The sequence below is a fragment of the Clostridium sp. OM05-9 genome (assembly GCF_003481465.1).
Classification (GTDB): Bacteria; Bacillota; Clostridia; order Lachnospirales; family Lachnospiraceae; genus Coprococcus; species Coprococcus ammoniilyticus.
Window position 1 is genome coordinate 111,853 of record NZ_QULF01000004.1, and the last position, 14,144, is coordinate 125,996.

Here is a 14,144-nt window from a genome sequence, read left to right on the forward strand (position 1 = left end):
TTGTGAATTCTCCTCATCTTTATTCTTTTTCATCCAACATGGACATCAATATCTTTTCCGGAGTGATCGGAAGTTCTCTGTGCCATACGCCTGTTGCACGATAGATTGCATGTGCAATTGCAGGTGCAGGTGTATTGATCACTATCTCTCCTATAGACTTGGCTCCAAATGGGCCTGTCGGTTCATAACTGTGTTCAAATTCTACCTGAAGATGTCCCATATCAAGGCGGGTTGGAATCTTATACTGCATGAAACTGGATTCAATCGGACCTCCTCTTTCATTGTAGGTGACATTCTCAAACAGTGTATGCCCGATTCCCTGTACGATGCCGCCTTCTGCCTGAATGCGTGCCAATGCCGGGTTGATAGGAATTCCACAATCAACAACAGCTACATAATCCAAAATTTTTACCTCTCCTGTATATCGGTCTAACTCAATCTCAACCATGCCGACCATATAAGGCGGAGGCGATACAGGTGAAGAATGGGAAACCGTTGCTACTGCTGCGATATCATTTGCAATCTGGTCTTTTACACTAATCTCGGCAAGTGACACACTTTGATCTGTATTGACCCGACATGCCCTTCCATTTTCAAAGATCATTTCCTCCGGACTGCAGGAAAGCATACCGGCTGCTATCGCACAAAGCTTTTTTTTCAGTTTCTCACAGGCAAGTTCTACGGCCTTACCCGTAACATATGTTGTAGATGATGCGTACGAACCGGAATCATATGGTGATGCATCTGTATCTGCCCCAAATACAGCTACATCATCCACGGAACAATCCATACATTCTGCCACCATCTGAGCCAGGATCGTGTCACACCCGGTTCCCATATCTGCCGCACCGATGATCAGATTAAATGTTCCGTCATCGGCCAGCTTTACCGTTGCCGATCCGACATCCAGATTGGAGATACAGGAGCCTTGCATCGCCATAGCTACTCCGGCTGTTCTTACCTTCCCATCTCCTATCTCACGAACAGGATATTTCTCGTCCCAATGAAAGAGTTCTTTGCATTTTGCCATACATTTATCAAGTGCGCAGGCATTTGCTGTCTCTCCATAATATGCCGGCATCTTCATTCCTTCACGGATCATGTTGTTTTCACGGATTACAGTCGGATCAATTCCAAGTTTTTCTGCAAGCTCATTTACAGCACTTTCCAGTGCAAATATACCCTGTGTCGCACCATATCCCCGGTAGGCACCGGCTGCCATCGTATTGGTATATACTACATCATAATTAAACCGATATGCTTCAAGTCCACCTGTATAAAGGGGAATCGATTTATGTCCGCTCAGACCAACTGTTGTAGGTCCGTGTTCTCCATATGCTCCTGTATTTGAAAGTGTATACAGATCCAGTCCGCGGATATGTCCATCCCGGTCTGCTCCCAGGCGTACACGGACTTCCATCTCATGCCGCGGAGAACCGGCAATCTGACTCTCTTCTCTTGTAAATATAAGTTTGGCGGGTTGTCCGGTCTTCAGTGTGACAAACGCCGGATATACTTCACTGACTGCTGTCTGTTTTGCTCCAAAACCCCCACCGATTCTTGGTTTCTCAACACGTATCCTGCTCTTTGGAATGCCCAGTGCTCTGGAAAGGATACGACGCACATGAAATACAATCTGTGTAGATGAAATCACATGAAGCCTTCCATATCGGTCAAAACAGGTATATGTGCGGAAAGTTTCCATCATTGCCTGGTTAAACGCCCGCATATGATATGTGTGTTCGAACACCTCATCACAATCCGCTATTACAGCATCCACATCACCATCTCCGTTTTTTTCACTTGCAACCAGATTTCGTCCGGGATCTCCTCCAACTTCCATAGGTGGAAACCAGTCCTCCTCCGGGTGTACAAGGACAGCACTATCCTTTGCCTGATGAAAATCAAGAACCGGTTCGAGGATATCATATTTCACTTTTATCAGCTTCATTGCTTTTAAAGCAGCTTTCTCATCCGTAGCCGCAATAATAGCAACAACATCCCCTACAAAACGTACATGCCGGTCTATGATCAGCCGATCATAGGGAGATGGTTCCGGATATGTCTGTCCTGCGATCGCAAACCTCTGCTTTGGAACATCCTTCCATGTATAAACATCTACAACTCCCGGAACTTTTTTCGCTATTGCTACGTTGATATCTTCTACAATAGCATTGGCATATGGGCTTCTTAAAAGCTTTACCGTCAAAGCATCTGATGATGTAATATCATCAACATAAACCGGTTTTCCCAAAAGGAGCTGCATTGCATCTTTTTTACGAACCGAATGATTGACTGAATTATACTTCTTTTCTTCCATGAATGCCCTCCTTTGATCTCTTATGTTCCAGATAATTTCGAATTCCCCGCAACTGACCTTCATATCCGGAACATCTGCAAAGATTTCCTGCCAGATAAGCACGGATCTCATCATCTGTAGGATCCGGATTCTCTCGCAATAATGCAATCGTGTTCATGACAAATCCGGGATTGCAAAATCCGCACTGATCAGCTCCCTGATCTGCAATAAATCCGACAAATTCAGAAGCTTCCTCCTGAAGTCCCTCTAATGTCTGTACCTCATGACCATCTGCCCTTGCTGCCGGCACTGAACAGGAAAGCACAGGAATGCTGTCCAAAAAGACTGTACACAATCCGCAATTTGCAGTTTCACAGCCTCGCTTTACACTGTAGCAGCCATGCTTTCTCAGAAAATCGATCAGAAGCAGATCCGGTTCAATAGAATCCACCAGTTTTTTTCCATTTACAATTACTGTTATCTCCATTTCTGCTCCTCTCTCAATTTATTCAATAATCTCTGACTTAATACACGAACCAATCTGGAACGATACTTTGCTCCGGCTCGATGATTACTTCCTGTCGGAATATGTTTCTCTGCCCACATAGCAAAGGCCTCTATAGAGTCTTCTGTCAGTCCCCCTGACAGAAGCCCTTCTTCATCCAGAAGAAGCATCGCTCGTCCCGGTCTTGCTCCCACTGATAAACGATATTCTCCACCTACAACAGAAGCCGCACATGCGATCACCGGAAAATCAGTACTCTGATTTCTTACCGATGCATAAGAGAAGCACCCGGATGTCTTCTTTATGATCAGGCGAACCAGAATATCCTGATCCGGCTTCTGCCTCGCAAATTCTCTAAGTGGTATTCTCCCACCCTGATATAATTCCACATATGTATCCATGGCAAGAAATACCGTCAGCACATCAGAGAAACCAAAACGTCCCCAGATACTTCCACCTACCGTTGCCAAGTTACGAAACTGTACACCGACAATATCTTTTACAGCATCTCTGACAGAATTTTGTGTATAATTATTTAAGCCTCTATGCAATTCAAGCTGTCGCAGAGATACCATTGAACCGATAATGATCTCACTCTCCGTCTCCTCGATCTGATCCAGTTTCAGATCACACAGATCAATTGCTGTCAATATCGTCCGGTCCTGCATCTTTGTCCATAGCATTCCACCGATTATACAGCTACCTTTTTTTTGATTTAACTGATAAGCCTCTTCCAGACTTTTAACACGTATATAATTCTGAATTGTTACCATAAAAAGCTCCTTTAAATGTTGCCTTAGCCGCACTATATCAGAATATATTATAGTAAAAATACTTGTTTTTGAAAAGATGCTTTGCTACAATACCGTTGTATTATTTAAAGTATAACGAAAAGGAGTTATTATGAAAAACACACTAAAAAAATGCTTATCCTTATTATTAATCTGTTCCCTGCTTTTATCTCTGGCAGGCTGCAATCCTTCATCAAAGCCTGCAGGCACGGGGACAACCGCTTCATCAGAAGCGACCTCAGAATTATCATCAGAAGCTTCTTCAGATGATAATTCTACAAAAGCTACCGAAAAAGAAACCTCTTATCCGGTCACAGTAACGGATCAGGCAGACCGCACCATTACCATTGAAAAAGAGCCAGCTAAGATTGTAAGCGGATATTACATTCCTTCCAGTCTTCTGATCGCACTTGGATTATCGGACAAGGTGGTAGGTATTGAAGCAAAGGCAGACAAAAGACCAATCTACAAACTGGCTGCTCCGGAGCTTCTGGAACTTCCAAATGTCGGAACAGCAAAGGAATTCGATCTGGAAACCTGTGCTTCTCTTTCACCGGATCTTGTAATTTTACCGTTAAAGCTAAAAGATGCCGCAAAGAGTCTGACAGAGCTTGGTATTCCTGTGCTACTGGTAAATCCAGAAAGTCCGGATCAGTTATCCGATATGATCAGTCTTATTGCCACAGCTACAAATACCCAGGATAAAGCAGACCAACTGCTTGACTTCATTAATCAGGAAAAAGAAATGCTTACTACTTCTCTTGCAACCGCAGACGGCACTCCGAATATTTATCTTGCAGGTAACTCTTCTCTCCTGTCAACTGCCGGTCCAGCTATGTACCAATCAGGTATTATTGAACTTGCAGGCGGTAAAAATGTAGCATCTGATATCTCTGATACCTATTGGGCCGAGATTAGCTATGAACAGCTTCTCTCCTGGAATCCTGATTATATTATTCTTGCTTCCGATGCAGAGTATACAGTAGATGATGTATTAAGCGATCCGAACCTGAAAGACTGCACAGCAGTAAAAAATAACCACGTTTATGCCATTCCGGGAGATATCGAAGCACTGGATAGTCCTGTACCTGCTAGTATCCTGGCTTCCATCTGGCTTGCCGGAATCCTGCATCCTGATCAGGTTTCAACTGATACTTATACGAAAGAGATGAATTCTTTCTATGAAACATTCTATGGAATCAAAAAATAAAGTAAATTTATATCTTATTGCCGGAAGCGTAGGTCTAATTCTTCTGACAGCAGCTTCCCTGTTTATCGGAAAATACAGGATCACCCTGACCGGTCTGATAGCCGGAGACTCCATGCAATGGCGAGTATTTCTTACGCTCCGCGCCAGCCGCGCTGTTATCGGTGCTATCGGAGGATTTGTCCTTGGCATGGCAGGTTTTGTCTATCAGACCGTTTTTCGGAATCCTCTGGCCTCCCCTGATATCATTGGCGTATCTTCGGGAGCCAGTGCCGGTGCAGCATTTGGAATTCTGTTCTTATCCGGTTCTATGGCGATCACAGTCTCTGCTTTTGCAGGGGCTGTTTGTTCTGTAATCCTTGCACTGGTATTATCTTCCTTAACCGCAGACCGGGATGGTCACAGCATTGTACTTGCCGGAATCGCTGTTCACAGTCTCGCACAGACGGCACTGGTTTGTCTGAAATTAATCGCAGATCCGGAAAAACAACTGGCATCAATTGAATATTGGATCATGGGAAGCCTAAATGGAATCAGCATCTACTCCATAAAAGGAAATATTATCCTATGTCTTTTCTGTTCAGTCATTCTATTCTTATTATATCGACAAATCATTCTTCTCTCTTTAGATGATAATGAAGGAAAAATGCTCGGTGTAAATGTACAGCAGATTCGTCTGATTGTTTTATTGATTGCGACACTGGCTGTTTCCGGTGTGATCAGTATGACTGGACTGATCAGCTTCGTATCTCTTCTGGCACCACACGGAGCACGTTTATTACTAAAAAATAACCGGCTATCCACCATGCTGTTAAGCGGACTGATCGGTGGATGTCTGCTAACCATGGGAGATATATTTGCTCGTAGTATTGCATCCACAGAACTGCCTGTAAGTATCTTTACAAGTCTTTTAGGAGTCCCATTCTTAATCTATTTATGTATAAGGAGAAGTGATCGGATATGAAATTACTGACTGTAAACAATCTGTCTGCCGGATATAATGGAACAGACATTATCAAAAATATCAGTTTTTCCGTCGACACCGGTCAGATTATTGGTATACTTGGGGCAAACGGTTGCGGAAAAACCACCTTGATCAAGTCCCTGGCAAATCTGCTTCCCCATACGGGGAACTGTCAGCTTGATACAATTACCGTAGAATCAGTTTCCCCAAAGGAACTGGCAAGGCTTTGTGGATATATACCACAAAATAACAGTATCTCTTTAGATCTCACGCTTTTTGATGTAGTTATGATGGGGTTCAACCCTGAACTGAAACTGTTGCAGACTCCAACCCGGCAAATGAAAGAAACAGCTATACAGGCACTTATCGATGTTGGTCTTGGTAACCGGATGTATGATAATTTTCAAAGTCTGAGTGCCGGTCAGAAACAGTTATGTATATTAGCACGTACATTTGCAGGCAAACGAAAACTTCTTCTTTTGGATGAACCGGAAAGTGCCTTAGATTTTCGGCTACGTTATCAGGCAATGGAGCTTTTACAGGATTATATCCAACAAAATCATGCTTCTGCCCTGATCACACTACATGATTCAGCTCTGGCGCTAAATTATTGTGATTCACTTCTGATCCTGTCAGACGGCAGATTGATCGGTACGATCATTCCATCCGAAACATCAATTTCCGAGATGGAACAGCTTCTTTCCAAAATATATGGTACAATCAGTCTGTCAAAGCTTAACGATCGTCTTGGAAATAGCAGGCTTGTTATGATGAAGGAGGCTGAAACATCTTGAAAGCAATAACAAAAATTTATTTTGTAAATGATAATAACGAAAAATTTTTTGGGGCCGGGCCATGCCAACTGCTTCATATGATCGAAGAAACCGGCTCTCTCCGTTCTGCATCAATCTCTATGGGACTTGCCTATACAAAGGCACTCCGTATGATCAACAAAGCAGAAAAAGAACTAGGATTTTCTCTGACAAAACGCAGCACCGGTGGCAGATCCGGTGGTGGAAGCACTCTGACTCCAGAGGGAAAGGAATGGCTGAAAAAATATGAAACCTACCGGAATGCCTGTAACGAGGCCAACAGCAAACTCTATATGGAGATCTTTTCAGACTAGTGGAAAAAAACATCTGGTTCTGACAGGAGCATCCGGAAGTGGAAAAACAACACTTCTGTCATCTCTCTTTTCCTCCCCGATGCCCGGGGTTACCTCCTGGGTAGTACCGGAAAAAGGAGTCTACCTGAAAAACAACTGTTCAAAAGAAATAATCCAGATTGGACGTTATCATCCGGATCCAACCCATAAGAGAAATCAGATGCTTGCTATTCCCGAAAGCTTTGATGAAAAAGGAACCGCATTCTTATATTCCTGTCTGCATACAACTTCCGAATGGATCACGATTGATGAAATCGGCTTTCTGGAAAGTAATTCCTGCAAATACCGGCAAGCTATACGAACCTTAATGAAACACAAACAGCTTCTCATGGTCGTGCGAAAACAAAAGCTTCCGTTCCTAGAGGAACTGCGTAACCATAAGGATGTTTTCCTTGTGGATCTCGATCAACCATATGGAAATGCAGGCTGTATCATCATGGCATCCGGTCAGGGTACCCGCTTTGGTGGAAATAAGCTGCTTGCTGATTTCAATGGACAACCATTGATTGATTCCGCTCTTAACATTATTAAGAATCTGTTTACAACATGTGTCGTGGTAACCATTCACAGGGAAATTCAGAGCCTATGTATAAAACAAAATATTCCGGTACTGCTTCATACCTTTCCGCATCGAAACGACATGATTCGCCTCGGTCTGGAAACCATTGGTGATCATATCGATCGCTGCGTCTTTCTCCCCGCCGACCAGCCTTTGCTTCAAAAAGAATCCATGATCTCGCTGCTTCTTTGTGCGGAAAATGACAGAAACTCAATCTGGCGAACCTGTTATGGAGATATAGTTGGTTCTCCTGTTATCTTTCCGGCTGAATTTTTTGAGGAACTTCAGAATCTTCCTTTAAGAAAAGGCGGCAGTCTGGTAATAAATAATCATCCTGATCGTATCCGTACCTTTTCTGTTTCAGATATAAACGAACTAAGGGATATTGATACACCTGATGATTTATCCCAATTACTCCACGGGAACCTTTAATCATTCTTGACATTTTATTTTATCGTTCTATAATTCATCATGTCATAAAAAAAGAAATGAGGACGAATAAAAATGAACAAGGATCTGACCGTAGGAAAACCGGAATCTGTGCTGTGGCGTTTCTGTCTGCCACTCTTTGGAAGTGTGATCTTCCAGCAGCTCTATAACATTGCCGACAGTCTGGTTGCCGGAAAATTTATCAATGAAAGTGCTCTTGCCGCTGTTGGCAACAGTTACGAGATCACATTGATCTTTATCGCATTTGCATTTGGATGCAATATGGGATGCTCGGTTATCGTATCCAGATTATTTGGAGCAAAAGAATATCGGAATATGAAGACGGCTGTATCGACCACTTTTATCTTTACGGCTGTTTTACTGGCTGTTATGGTGATCGCCGGTCTGCTCACCAGCCGGGAACTGCTTGCTCTGATCCACACTCCGGACGATATCATGGATGCTTCCCTGCTGTATCTGAACATCTATATCTATGGTCTTCCATTTATGTTCTTTTACAACATTGCAACCGGAATTTTCTCCGCTCTCGGTGATTCCAGAACTCCATTCATCTTCCTTGCAATATCATCCGTTTCCAATATATTTGTCGATATCTTATTTGTAAAATCCTTTCAGATGGGAATCGCAGGTGTTGCCTGGGCAACCTTCCTCTGTCAGGGTGTCAGTGCCGTTCTGGCTGTAGCTGTTGTGATTCGCCGTCTTATCGGTATCAAGACAGAAGGCCGTTTCCGGTTCTTTGATGGCAGCATCTTAAAACAGATCTTGGTCGTTGCTATCCCAAGCACCCTACAGCAGAGCTTTATATCCATCGGAAATATTATCATCCAGAGTGTTATCAACGACTTCGGAACCAGCGTTATCGCCGGATATTCTGCAGCTGTCAAGCTGAACAATCTGGTCATCACCTCTCTTACCACACTGGGAAACGGTATCTCAAACTATACCGCCCAGAATATCGGTGCAGGCAAGATCGACCGTATCCGTTCCGGCTTCAAGGCTTCCTTAAAGCTGGTCTGGCTGTTATGTATTCCGTTTGCGTTGTTGTACTTCACCTGCGGAAGATGGCTGTTGCTGCTCTTTCTTGATAACCCGACTGCAACTGCGATCAAGACAGGTATCGTTTTCCTGTGTATCCTTACACCATTTTATTTCATCGTTTCCATCAAATTAATGGCAGACGGAATCCTGCGTGGCGCAGGTATCATGAACAAATTCATGATCTCCACCTTTACCGATCTGATCCTTCGAGTAGTCTTATCCATCATCTTTTCAAAGATGTTCGGTTCTGTCGGTATCTGGTGCTCCTGGCCGGTCGGCTGGTGCTGCGGAACTGCAGTCTCCGTCCTCTTTTACCGCGGTGAACAGAAACGGAATTTTAAAAACGCATTTGAAGCATAGAGAAGCTATAACTTCTTTTAGCAGCTTTAAAGCGACTTGTCTCTCATCTTCTTATTCATATGAATATAGAAGATGATATTGATCACAATACCAAATATCGTTGCAACCGGTGCTGCAAGTCCGATCTTCGTCAGGCTGGCATCCGGCTGGATACTCATATAATAGGCCAGCGGCAGGCGGACAAGCAGGGTCTGGATCAATCCCTGTATCATAACCCACAGCGTCTTGTCATGTCCATTGAAATATCCGATCATGCTAAACAACACCGCTGTTACGATGGTCTCCAATGCGAAGCCCCGCAGATAATCATATCCTTTCTGAACAACGATTCTATCAGTTGTAAAGATTCCTGTCAGAAGATCTCCTTTAAACATTACAAAGATAAATACGATACATCCGATCACGAGGCCAACACCAATTCCGGAATACATTGCTTTCTTCGCCCGCTTCTCATTTCCGGCTCCCACATTCTGCGAAACAAAGGATGCCATCGACTGCATCAGGGAGCTTGGTATCAGCATGGCAAAATTTACAACCTTACAGGCTACACCATAACCCGATGATGCTTCCAGTCCCAGACGATTCACGAACGCACATAATGCTAGAAAGGATCCCTGGGTCAGGCACTCCTGAAGTGCCAGTGGCAGTCCTGTTTTCAGTGCTTTTCTACAATGCTCATTCAATCTGAAATCTGCCTTCGTGATCGTAAATGAAAGCTGCTTCTTTATAAGCAGACAGATCGCAAATACCACGCTCACTGCCTGTGCTGCTACAGTTGCGATCGCAGCTCCTGTCGCATCCATATGACAGCCTGCTACCAGGATCAGATCCCCAATGACATTTACCACACAGGCAACTGCCACAAAGATCAATGGGGATTTACTGTCTCCGAGTCCACGAAATATCGCCGCCAACAGGTTATATGCAACAATAAAGAAAATGCCTGCTCCACAGATACGGACATAACTTGCGGTAAGTCCTACTGCCTTTTCCGGCGCCTGCATCAGTATCGCGATTGGCCGCGAAAAGGCAATCATCACAACAAACAGCACGGCTGAGATCACCGCAAATACGACGGCAGATCCACCGATCAATGCTCCGATCTGTTCCGGCTTCTTCTCACCGATATATCTCGCGATCAATACTGTAATTCCCATAGCAAGCTGTGTGATCACAAATGTAACCAGATTTAAAACCTGACTTCCGGTCGATACCGCAGACAGACCGGAGGTACTGCCAAATCGTCCAACCACCAGAAGGTCAACTGCTCCATATGCCGCCTGTAATACAAGTGCACCAAGCACCGGCATCATAAACGGAATTAACTTCCCAAGTATACTTCCCTGTGTAAAATCTGACTTTGAACTATTCAATGGTAACCCTCCTCTCACTCATGACCTTATAGAATTTACTGATCGTATCGATCATACAGTCCGCTTCATCATCTGAAATGTCATCCATATATCGAACTAAACGACTGTAATAATTCTTATCATATTTATCTGACAGCAATTCACCTTTCTCTGTGATCTGAATATAAGTGATCCTGCCGTCCTCCTCTGAAGCATATTTGCTGAGATACCCTTTGCTTTCCATCTCTTTTACCGTCCTTGTCACGCCCGGTCTTGGCAGCTTCAGATAGTCACTGATATCGGAAATCTTTACATGCTCCTGCTGCTCCTTAATGATATGTATGACATCCATGTACTGAATATATGCTGGTGTAACACCCTCTGGCAGCTCCGGAAGCAATTCCCGGATACGTTTTGCCAGATAACAGGCATCTAACATCCGTTTGATCTTATCTGCATTCATGCTCTGATACTCCCTTCTGATCTTAATTTGTTGAAAAAATCTCTCATAAAAACTGCTCTTTCCCTGCAAATAATGATATAAATTTACTTTCATTTGATAATTACCTTTGTTAATTACCATAGGTAATTATATGGGTGTGTACATAAAATGTCAATACAAAATTCTTGAAGACAAAAAATCTCCCTTTGACTGCGATATATTTTCCACAGTCAACAACTGCGGTCATAATACAGACAATGGGGAGATTTTATTTATATTTTTAAATGAAGTTTTGCTTTTTATCCTACATCGAGATCCAGCCAAGTGCATTTGCAACCGAGCTTGCAAGAATGATCAGGGCGAAGACCGGACATATGTATTTGATCATCACAACAAAGATCTTCTTTCTGCGGAATGCACCCTCGCCATGACGAATCTCTTCTTCTATCTTATCGATTCCCACAACTCTTGAAACCAGTAAGCAGGTCATAAGTGCTGCGATCGGCATCATAACCGAATTCGTCAGAAAATCAAACAGATCTAAGAACTGCATACCGATGATCTTTACACAGGCGAGCGGTCCATATCCAAGTGATGACAGACTTCCAAGGATCAGCATGATCACACCTACATAAACAGTTGCTTTCTTTCTGCTCCAACCGATCTCATCCTCAAATGTGGATACTGCACTCTCAGTCAGTGCGATTGAGCTGGTTACTGCTGCAAATAAAACCAACAGGAAGAACAGAATACCGACTATTGTTCCAAGTCCCATATTCTGAAATACCTTAGGGATCGTTATAAACATCAATGAAGGACCTGCCTGTAAGGTGTCAGGATTACCGCCTGAAAATGCGAATACCGCAGGAATGATCATAAGTCCTGCCATGATCGCAATCGCCGTATCAAACACCTCAACATTCCTTGTAGCATCCTCGATCGCCGTATCCTTTTTCATATAAGAACCAAATGTGATCAGAATACCCATTGCGATCGACAGGGAATAAAACATCTGCCCCATCGCCGCTACCACAGTCATCCATGAGAAATTATCAAAATTCGGAACAAGAAAATACCTCACGCCCTTTAATGCCCCCGGTCTTGTCACTGAATATACAGCAATAAGGATCGATAACACGATCAGTACCGGCATCATGATCTTTGATACACGCTCAATACCATTCTGAACACCTGCAAAGATGATCCCCAGCGTAAACAGACAAAATACGATGAAACAAAGCTCTGTCGAAACGCCATTCGAGATAAAGTCTGTAAAATATCCATCCTTTGCCAGATTCTTTCCATTTCCTTTGACATATTCCACCAGATATTTGATAACCCAGCCACCAATCACCGAATAATACGGTACGATCAGCACCGGTATGATCGCATTGATCCAGCCGCCAAAGGACAACCATTTCTTCTTGCCAAATGACCGAAACGCTCCGACCGGACTCTTTCTTGTCATACGACCGATCGCAGACTCAGCAACAATCATCGTATATCCAAATGTGAGTGCCAGCAGAATATAGATCAGAAGAAAGATTCCTCCTCCGTACTTTGCCGCCAAATACGGGAACCGCCATATATTTCCAAGACCGACCGACGCTCCTGCCGCCGACAGCACATATCCTATCTTCCCCGAAAATGAACTTCTGTTGTTATTGTTTTGTGTATCCATCGTACTCTATCTTCTGCTCCATGTACCCTGAAGCAAAATATCCCTTCTCTTTTTTCTTTTAACAGTGTACAGCTTCGATTCTAACATGAATAATCAATTAAGTCACTACTTTATCATATTTTCAATAAATACAGCATACCCTTCCGTAGGATCATCCACAAGCACATGTGTAACCGCACCGATCAGCTTGCCATTCTGTACGATCGGGCTTCCGCTCATGCCCTGACAGACACCGCCGGTAAGTGCGATCAGATCCTCGTCCTCTACCTTAAATTCCATATTTTTATTGGCAGTATCGGTATGAACCGCCAGAATGTTGATCTTGTATTTTTTCAGATTCCCATCCAATCTGGAATAAATATATGCCTCTCCGGTCTGAACTTCATCAGGATCTGCGATATACATGGCTTCTGCAGCTTTGTAATGCTTCGCCACATATTCTTCATCGAGATATCCGCCGATTCCGTTATCATAATTACCTTCTACAATTCCGATCAGATCCTTCTTGTAAAGGATCGTTCCCTGAAGCTGCCCCGGCATCGACACAAAGGATCGGTTGATCTTCGTTATATGTGTAGTATAGATACCCCCACCGGTGCTGCTGATCTTAAGCCCGGTATCATTATCCGATACGCTGTGTCCAAGTGCCATAAACTGATTGCCACATAGGAAGGTCACTGTTCCGATACCCGATATGTCATCCTTCACCCACAGTCCTAACATATAAGCATTCTTATTTGTTTTCACAGGTGTAACCTCTGCTACCTGTGACTTTCCGTCCCGCAGAAATGTAAGTCTCACAGTTCCGGTATTATTCCCGGATAAAGCCTGCATCAGTTCCTTTTTTGTTGATATGGCTGTTTCATTTACAGCTGTGATGTAATCTCCTGTCTGAAGCAGGCCGTTACAGGGAGAGCAAATCTCTCCCTGTGCAGTTTCCACCTCGTCACAATCTACGACCATAACGCCATCTGTTTTCAGATAGATCCCGACCGGTTCGCCGGACGGTATCACTTTCTGTCCGGACAGATCATCGAATACAAGCTCCGCATCTTCATACTTGATCTCCTGATCTCCGATATCTCCGTTCCAGAAATAAGCGACTGCCAGCAGTGTAAATGCGATCAGATCCAAGATCAAAAATCCGATCAGCAGCGAACGGTAACGGTTCGACGTCTTTGTTCCTTCTTCCATCCCAATACTCCTTTCTGTAAATGCTGCACAGACCATAAGAAACATGCCTCCGGTTTCTTATGGTTATTGCGACAGTCGCCAAGGTCTTGTGCAAGCACAGACTTTGGCTCGTTGTCCGCGTAAAAAAAGAGCAGCAA

General features: G+C 43.7%; 13 protein-coding genes. 6 read left to right on the top strand and 7 right to left on the bottom strand.

Annotated features, from left to right (window positions below; genetic code table 11):
* Window positions 1-19 precede the first annotated feature (19 nt).
* The 3 genes from DXB77_RS07750 to DXB77_RS07760 are packed head-to-tail and all read right to left on the bottom strand — an operon-like array spanning window position 20 to window position 3,577.
* Complete coding sequence (locus tag DXB77_RS07750) at window positions 20-2,320, bottom strand: molybdopterin cofactor-binding domain-containing protein (protein WP_118662960.1); 2,301 nt, start codon at window positions 2,318-2,320, stop codon at window positions 20-22.
* Window positions 2,301-2,786 (bottom strand): 2Fe-2S iron-sulfur cluster-binding protein, encoded by a 486-nt coding sequence (locus tag DXB77_RS07755; RefSeq protein WP_117808415.1) that lies wholly within the window; start codon window positions 2,784-2,786, stop codon window positions 2,301-2,303. Before DXB77_RS07755 ends, DXB77_RS07750 begins: the two co-directional genes overlap by 20 nt.
* The gene (locus DXB77_RS07760) at window positions 2,777-3,577 is read right to left on the bottom strand and encodes an FAD binding domain-containing protein (protein WP_117808416.1); all 801 of its coding nucleotides are present in this window, start codon (window positions 3,575-3,577) and stop codon (window positions 2,777-2,779) included. Before DXB77_RS07760 ends, DXB77_RS07755 begins: the two co-directional genes overlap by 10 nt.
* 130 nt (window positions 3,578-3,707) lie before the next feature.
* On the opposite strand from DXB77_RS07760, the gene DXB77_RS07765 reads away from it, so the two are divergent.
* From DXB77_RS07765 to DXB77_RS07790, 6 genes are all read left to right on the top strand, one after another.
* Complete coding sequence (locus tag DXB77_RS07765; RefSeq protein WP_118662961.1) at window positions 3,708-4,805, top strand: ABC transporter substrate-binding protein; 1,098 nt, start codon at window positions 3,708-3,710, stop codon at window positions 4,803-4,805.
* A complete protein-coding gene (locus tag DXB77_RS07770) occupies window positions 4,789-5,766 on the top strand; it encodes an iron ABC transporter permease (protein ID WP_117808491.1) in 978 nt (325 codons plus the stop codon). Before DXB77_RS07765 ends, DXB77_RS07770 begins: the two co-directional genes overlap by 17 nt.
* Window positions 5,763-6,560 (top strand): ABC transporter ATP-binding protein, encoded by a 798-nt coding sequence (locus DXB77_RS07775; RefSeq protein WP_118662962.1) that lies wholly within the window; start codon window positions 5,763-5,765, stop codon window positions 6,558-6,560. The genes DXB77_RS07770 and DXB77_RS07775 overlap by 4 nt, the downstream gene beginning before the upstream one ends.
* On the top strand, window positions 6,557-6,892 hold the full coding sequence (locus DXB77_RS07780) for a LysR family transcriptional regulator (protein ID WP_008401492.1): 336 nt from the start codon (window positions 6,557-6,559) through the stop codon (window positions 6,890-6,892). The genes DXB77_RS07775 and DXB77_RS07780 overlap by 4 nt, the downstream gene beginning before the upstream one ends.
* Complete coding sequence (locus tag DXB77_RS07785; RefSeq protein WP_243100161.1) at window positions 6,825-7,922, top strand: NTP transferase domain-containing protein; 1,098 nt, start codon at window positions 6,825-6,827, stop codon at window positions 7,920-7,922. Before DXB77_RS07780 ends, DXB77_RS07785 begins: the two co-directional genes overlap by 68 nt.
* Window positions 7,923-7,994: 72 nt before the next feature.
* Complete coding sequence (locus DXB77_RS07790; RefSeq protein WP_118483859.1) at window positions 7,995-9,338, top strand: MATE family efflux transporter; 1,344 nt, start codon at window positions 7,995-7,997, stop codon at window positions 9,336-9,338.
* Between the two features lie 26 nt (window positions 9,339-9,364).
* Here DXB77_RS07790 and DXB77_RS07795 read toward each other — a convergent pair whose 3' ends face one another.
* From DXB77_RS07795 to DXB77_RS07810, 4 genes are all read right to left on the bottom strand, one after another.
* Window positions 9,365-10,711, bottom strand: coding sequence for an MATE family efflux transporter (locus DXB77_RS07795; RefSeq protein ID WP_117823494.1), 1,347 nt, complete (start codon window positions 10,709-10,711; stop codon window positions 9,365-9,367).
* A complete protein-coding gene (locus DXB77_RS07800; protein WP_021944748.1) occupies window positions 10,704-11,153 on the bottom strand; it encodes a MarR family transcriptional regulator in 450 nt (149 codons plus the stop codon). The genes DXB77_RS07795 and DXB77_RS07800 overlap by 8 nt, the downstream gene beginning before the upstream one ends.
* Window positions 11,154-11,436: 283 nt before the next feature.
* Window positions 11,437-12,813 carry a sodium-dependent transporter gene (locus DXB77_RS07805; protein ID WP_117808421.1) on the bottom strand — a complete coding sequence of 459 codons (1,377 nt, stop codon included), beginning with the start codon at window positions 12,811-12,813 and terminating at the stop codon, window positions 11,437-11,439.
* Window positions 12,814-12,918: 105 nt separating this feature from the next.
* Complete coding sequence (locus tag DXB77_RS07810; protein ID WP_173783949.1) at window positions 12,919-14,007, bottom strand: SpoIVB peptidase S55 domain-containing protein; 1,089 nt, start codon at window positions 14,005-14,007, stop codon at window positions 12,919-12,921.
* Window positions 14,008-14,144: the final 137 nt, after the last annotated feature.

Excerpts from the sequence above, each read along its gene's own strand:
- DXB77_RS07750 (WP_118662960.1), bottom strand. The coding sequence starts at position 2,320 with ATGGAAGAAAAGAAGTATAATTCAGTCAATCATTCGGTTCGTAAAAAA.
- DXB77_RS07755 (WP_117808415.1), bottom strand. The coding sequence starts at position 2,786 with ATGGAGATAACAGTAATTGTAAATGGAAAAAAACTGGTGGATTCTATT.
- DXB77_RS07760 (WP_117808416.1), bottom strand. The coding sequence starts at position 3,577 with ATGGTAACAATTCAGAATTATATACGTGTTAAAAGTCTGGAAGAGGCT.
- DXB77_RS07765 (WP_118662961.1), top strand. The coding sequence starts at position 3,708 with ATGAAAAACACACTAAAAAAATGCTTATCCTTATTATTAATCTGTTCC.
- DXB77_RS07770 (WP_117808491.1), top strand. The coding sequence starts at position 4,789 with ATGGAATCAAAAAATAAAGTAAATTTATATCTTATTGCCGGAAGCGTA.
- DXB77_RS07775 (WP_118662962.1), top strand. The coding sequence starts at position 5,763 with ATGAAATTACTGACTGTAAACAATCTGTCTGCCGGATATAATGGAACA.
- DXB77_RS07785 (WP_243100161.1), top strand. The coding sequence starts at position 6,825 with ATGAAACCTACCGGAATGCCTGTAACGAGGCCAACAGCAAACTCTATA.
- DXB77_RS07790 (WP_118483859.1), top strand. The coding sequence starts at position 7,995 with ATGAACAAGGATCTGACCGTAGGAAAACCGGAATCTGTGCTGTGGCGT.
- DXB77_RS07800 (WP_021944748.1), bottom strand. The coding sequence starts at position 11,153 with ATGAATGCAGATAAGATCAAACGGATGTTAGATGCCTGTTATCTGGCA.
- DXB77_RS07805 (WP_117808421.1), bottom strand. The coding sequence starts at position 12,813 with ATGGATACACAAAACAATAACAACAGAAGTTCATTTTCGGGGAAGATA.
- DXB77_RS07810 (WP_173783949.1), bottom strand. The coding sequence starts at position 14,007 with ATGGAAGAAGGAACAAAGACGTCGAACCGTTACCGTTCGCTGCTGATC.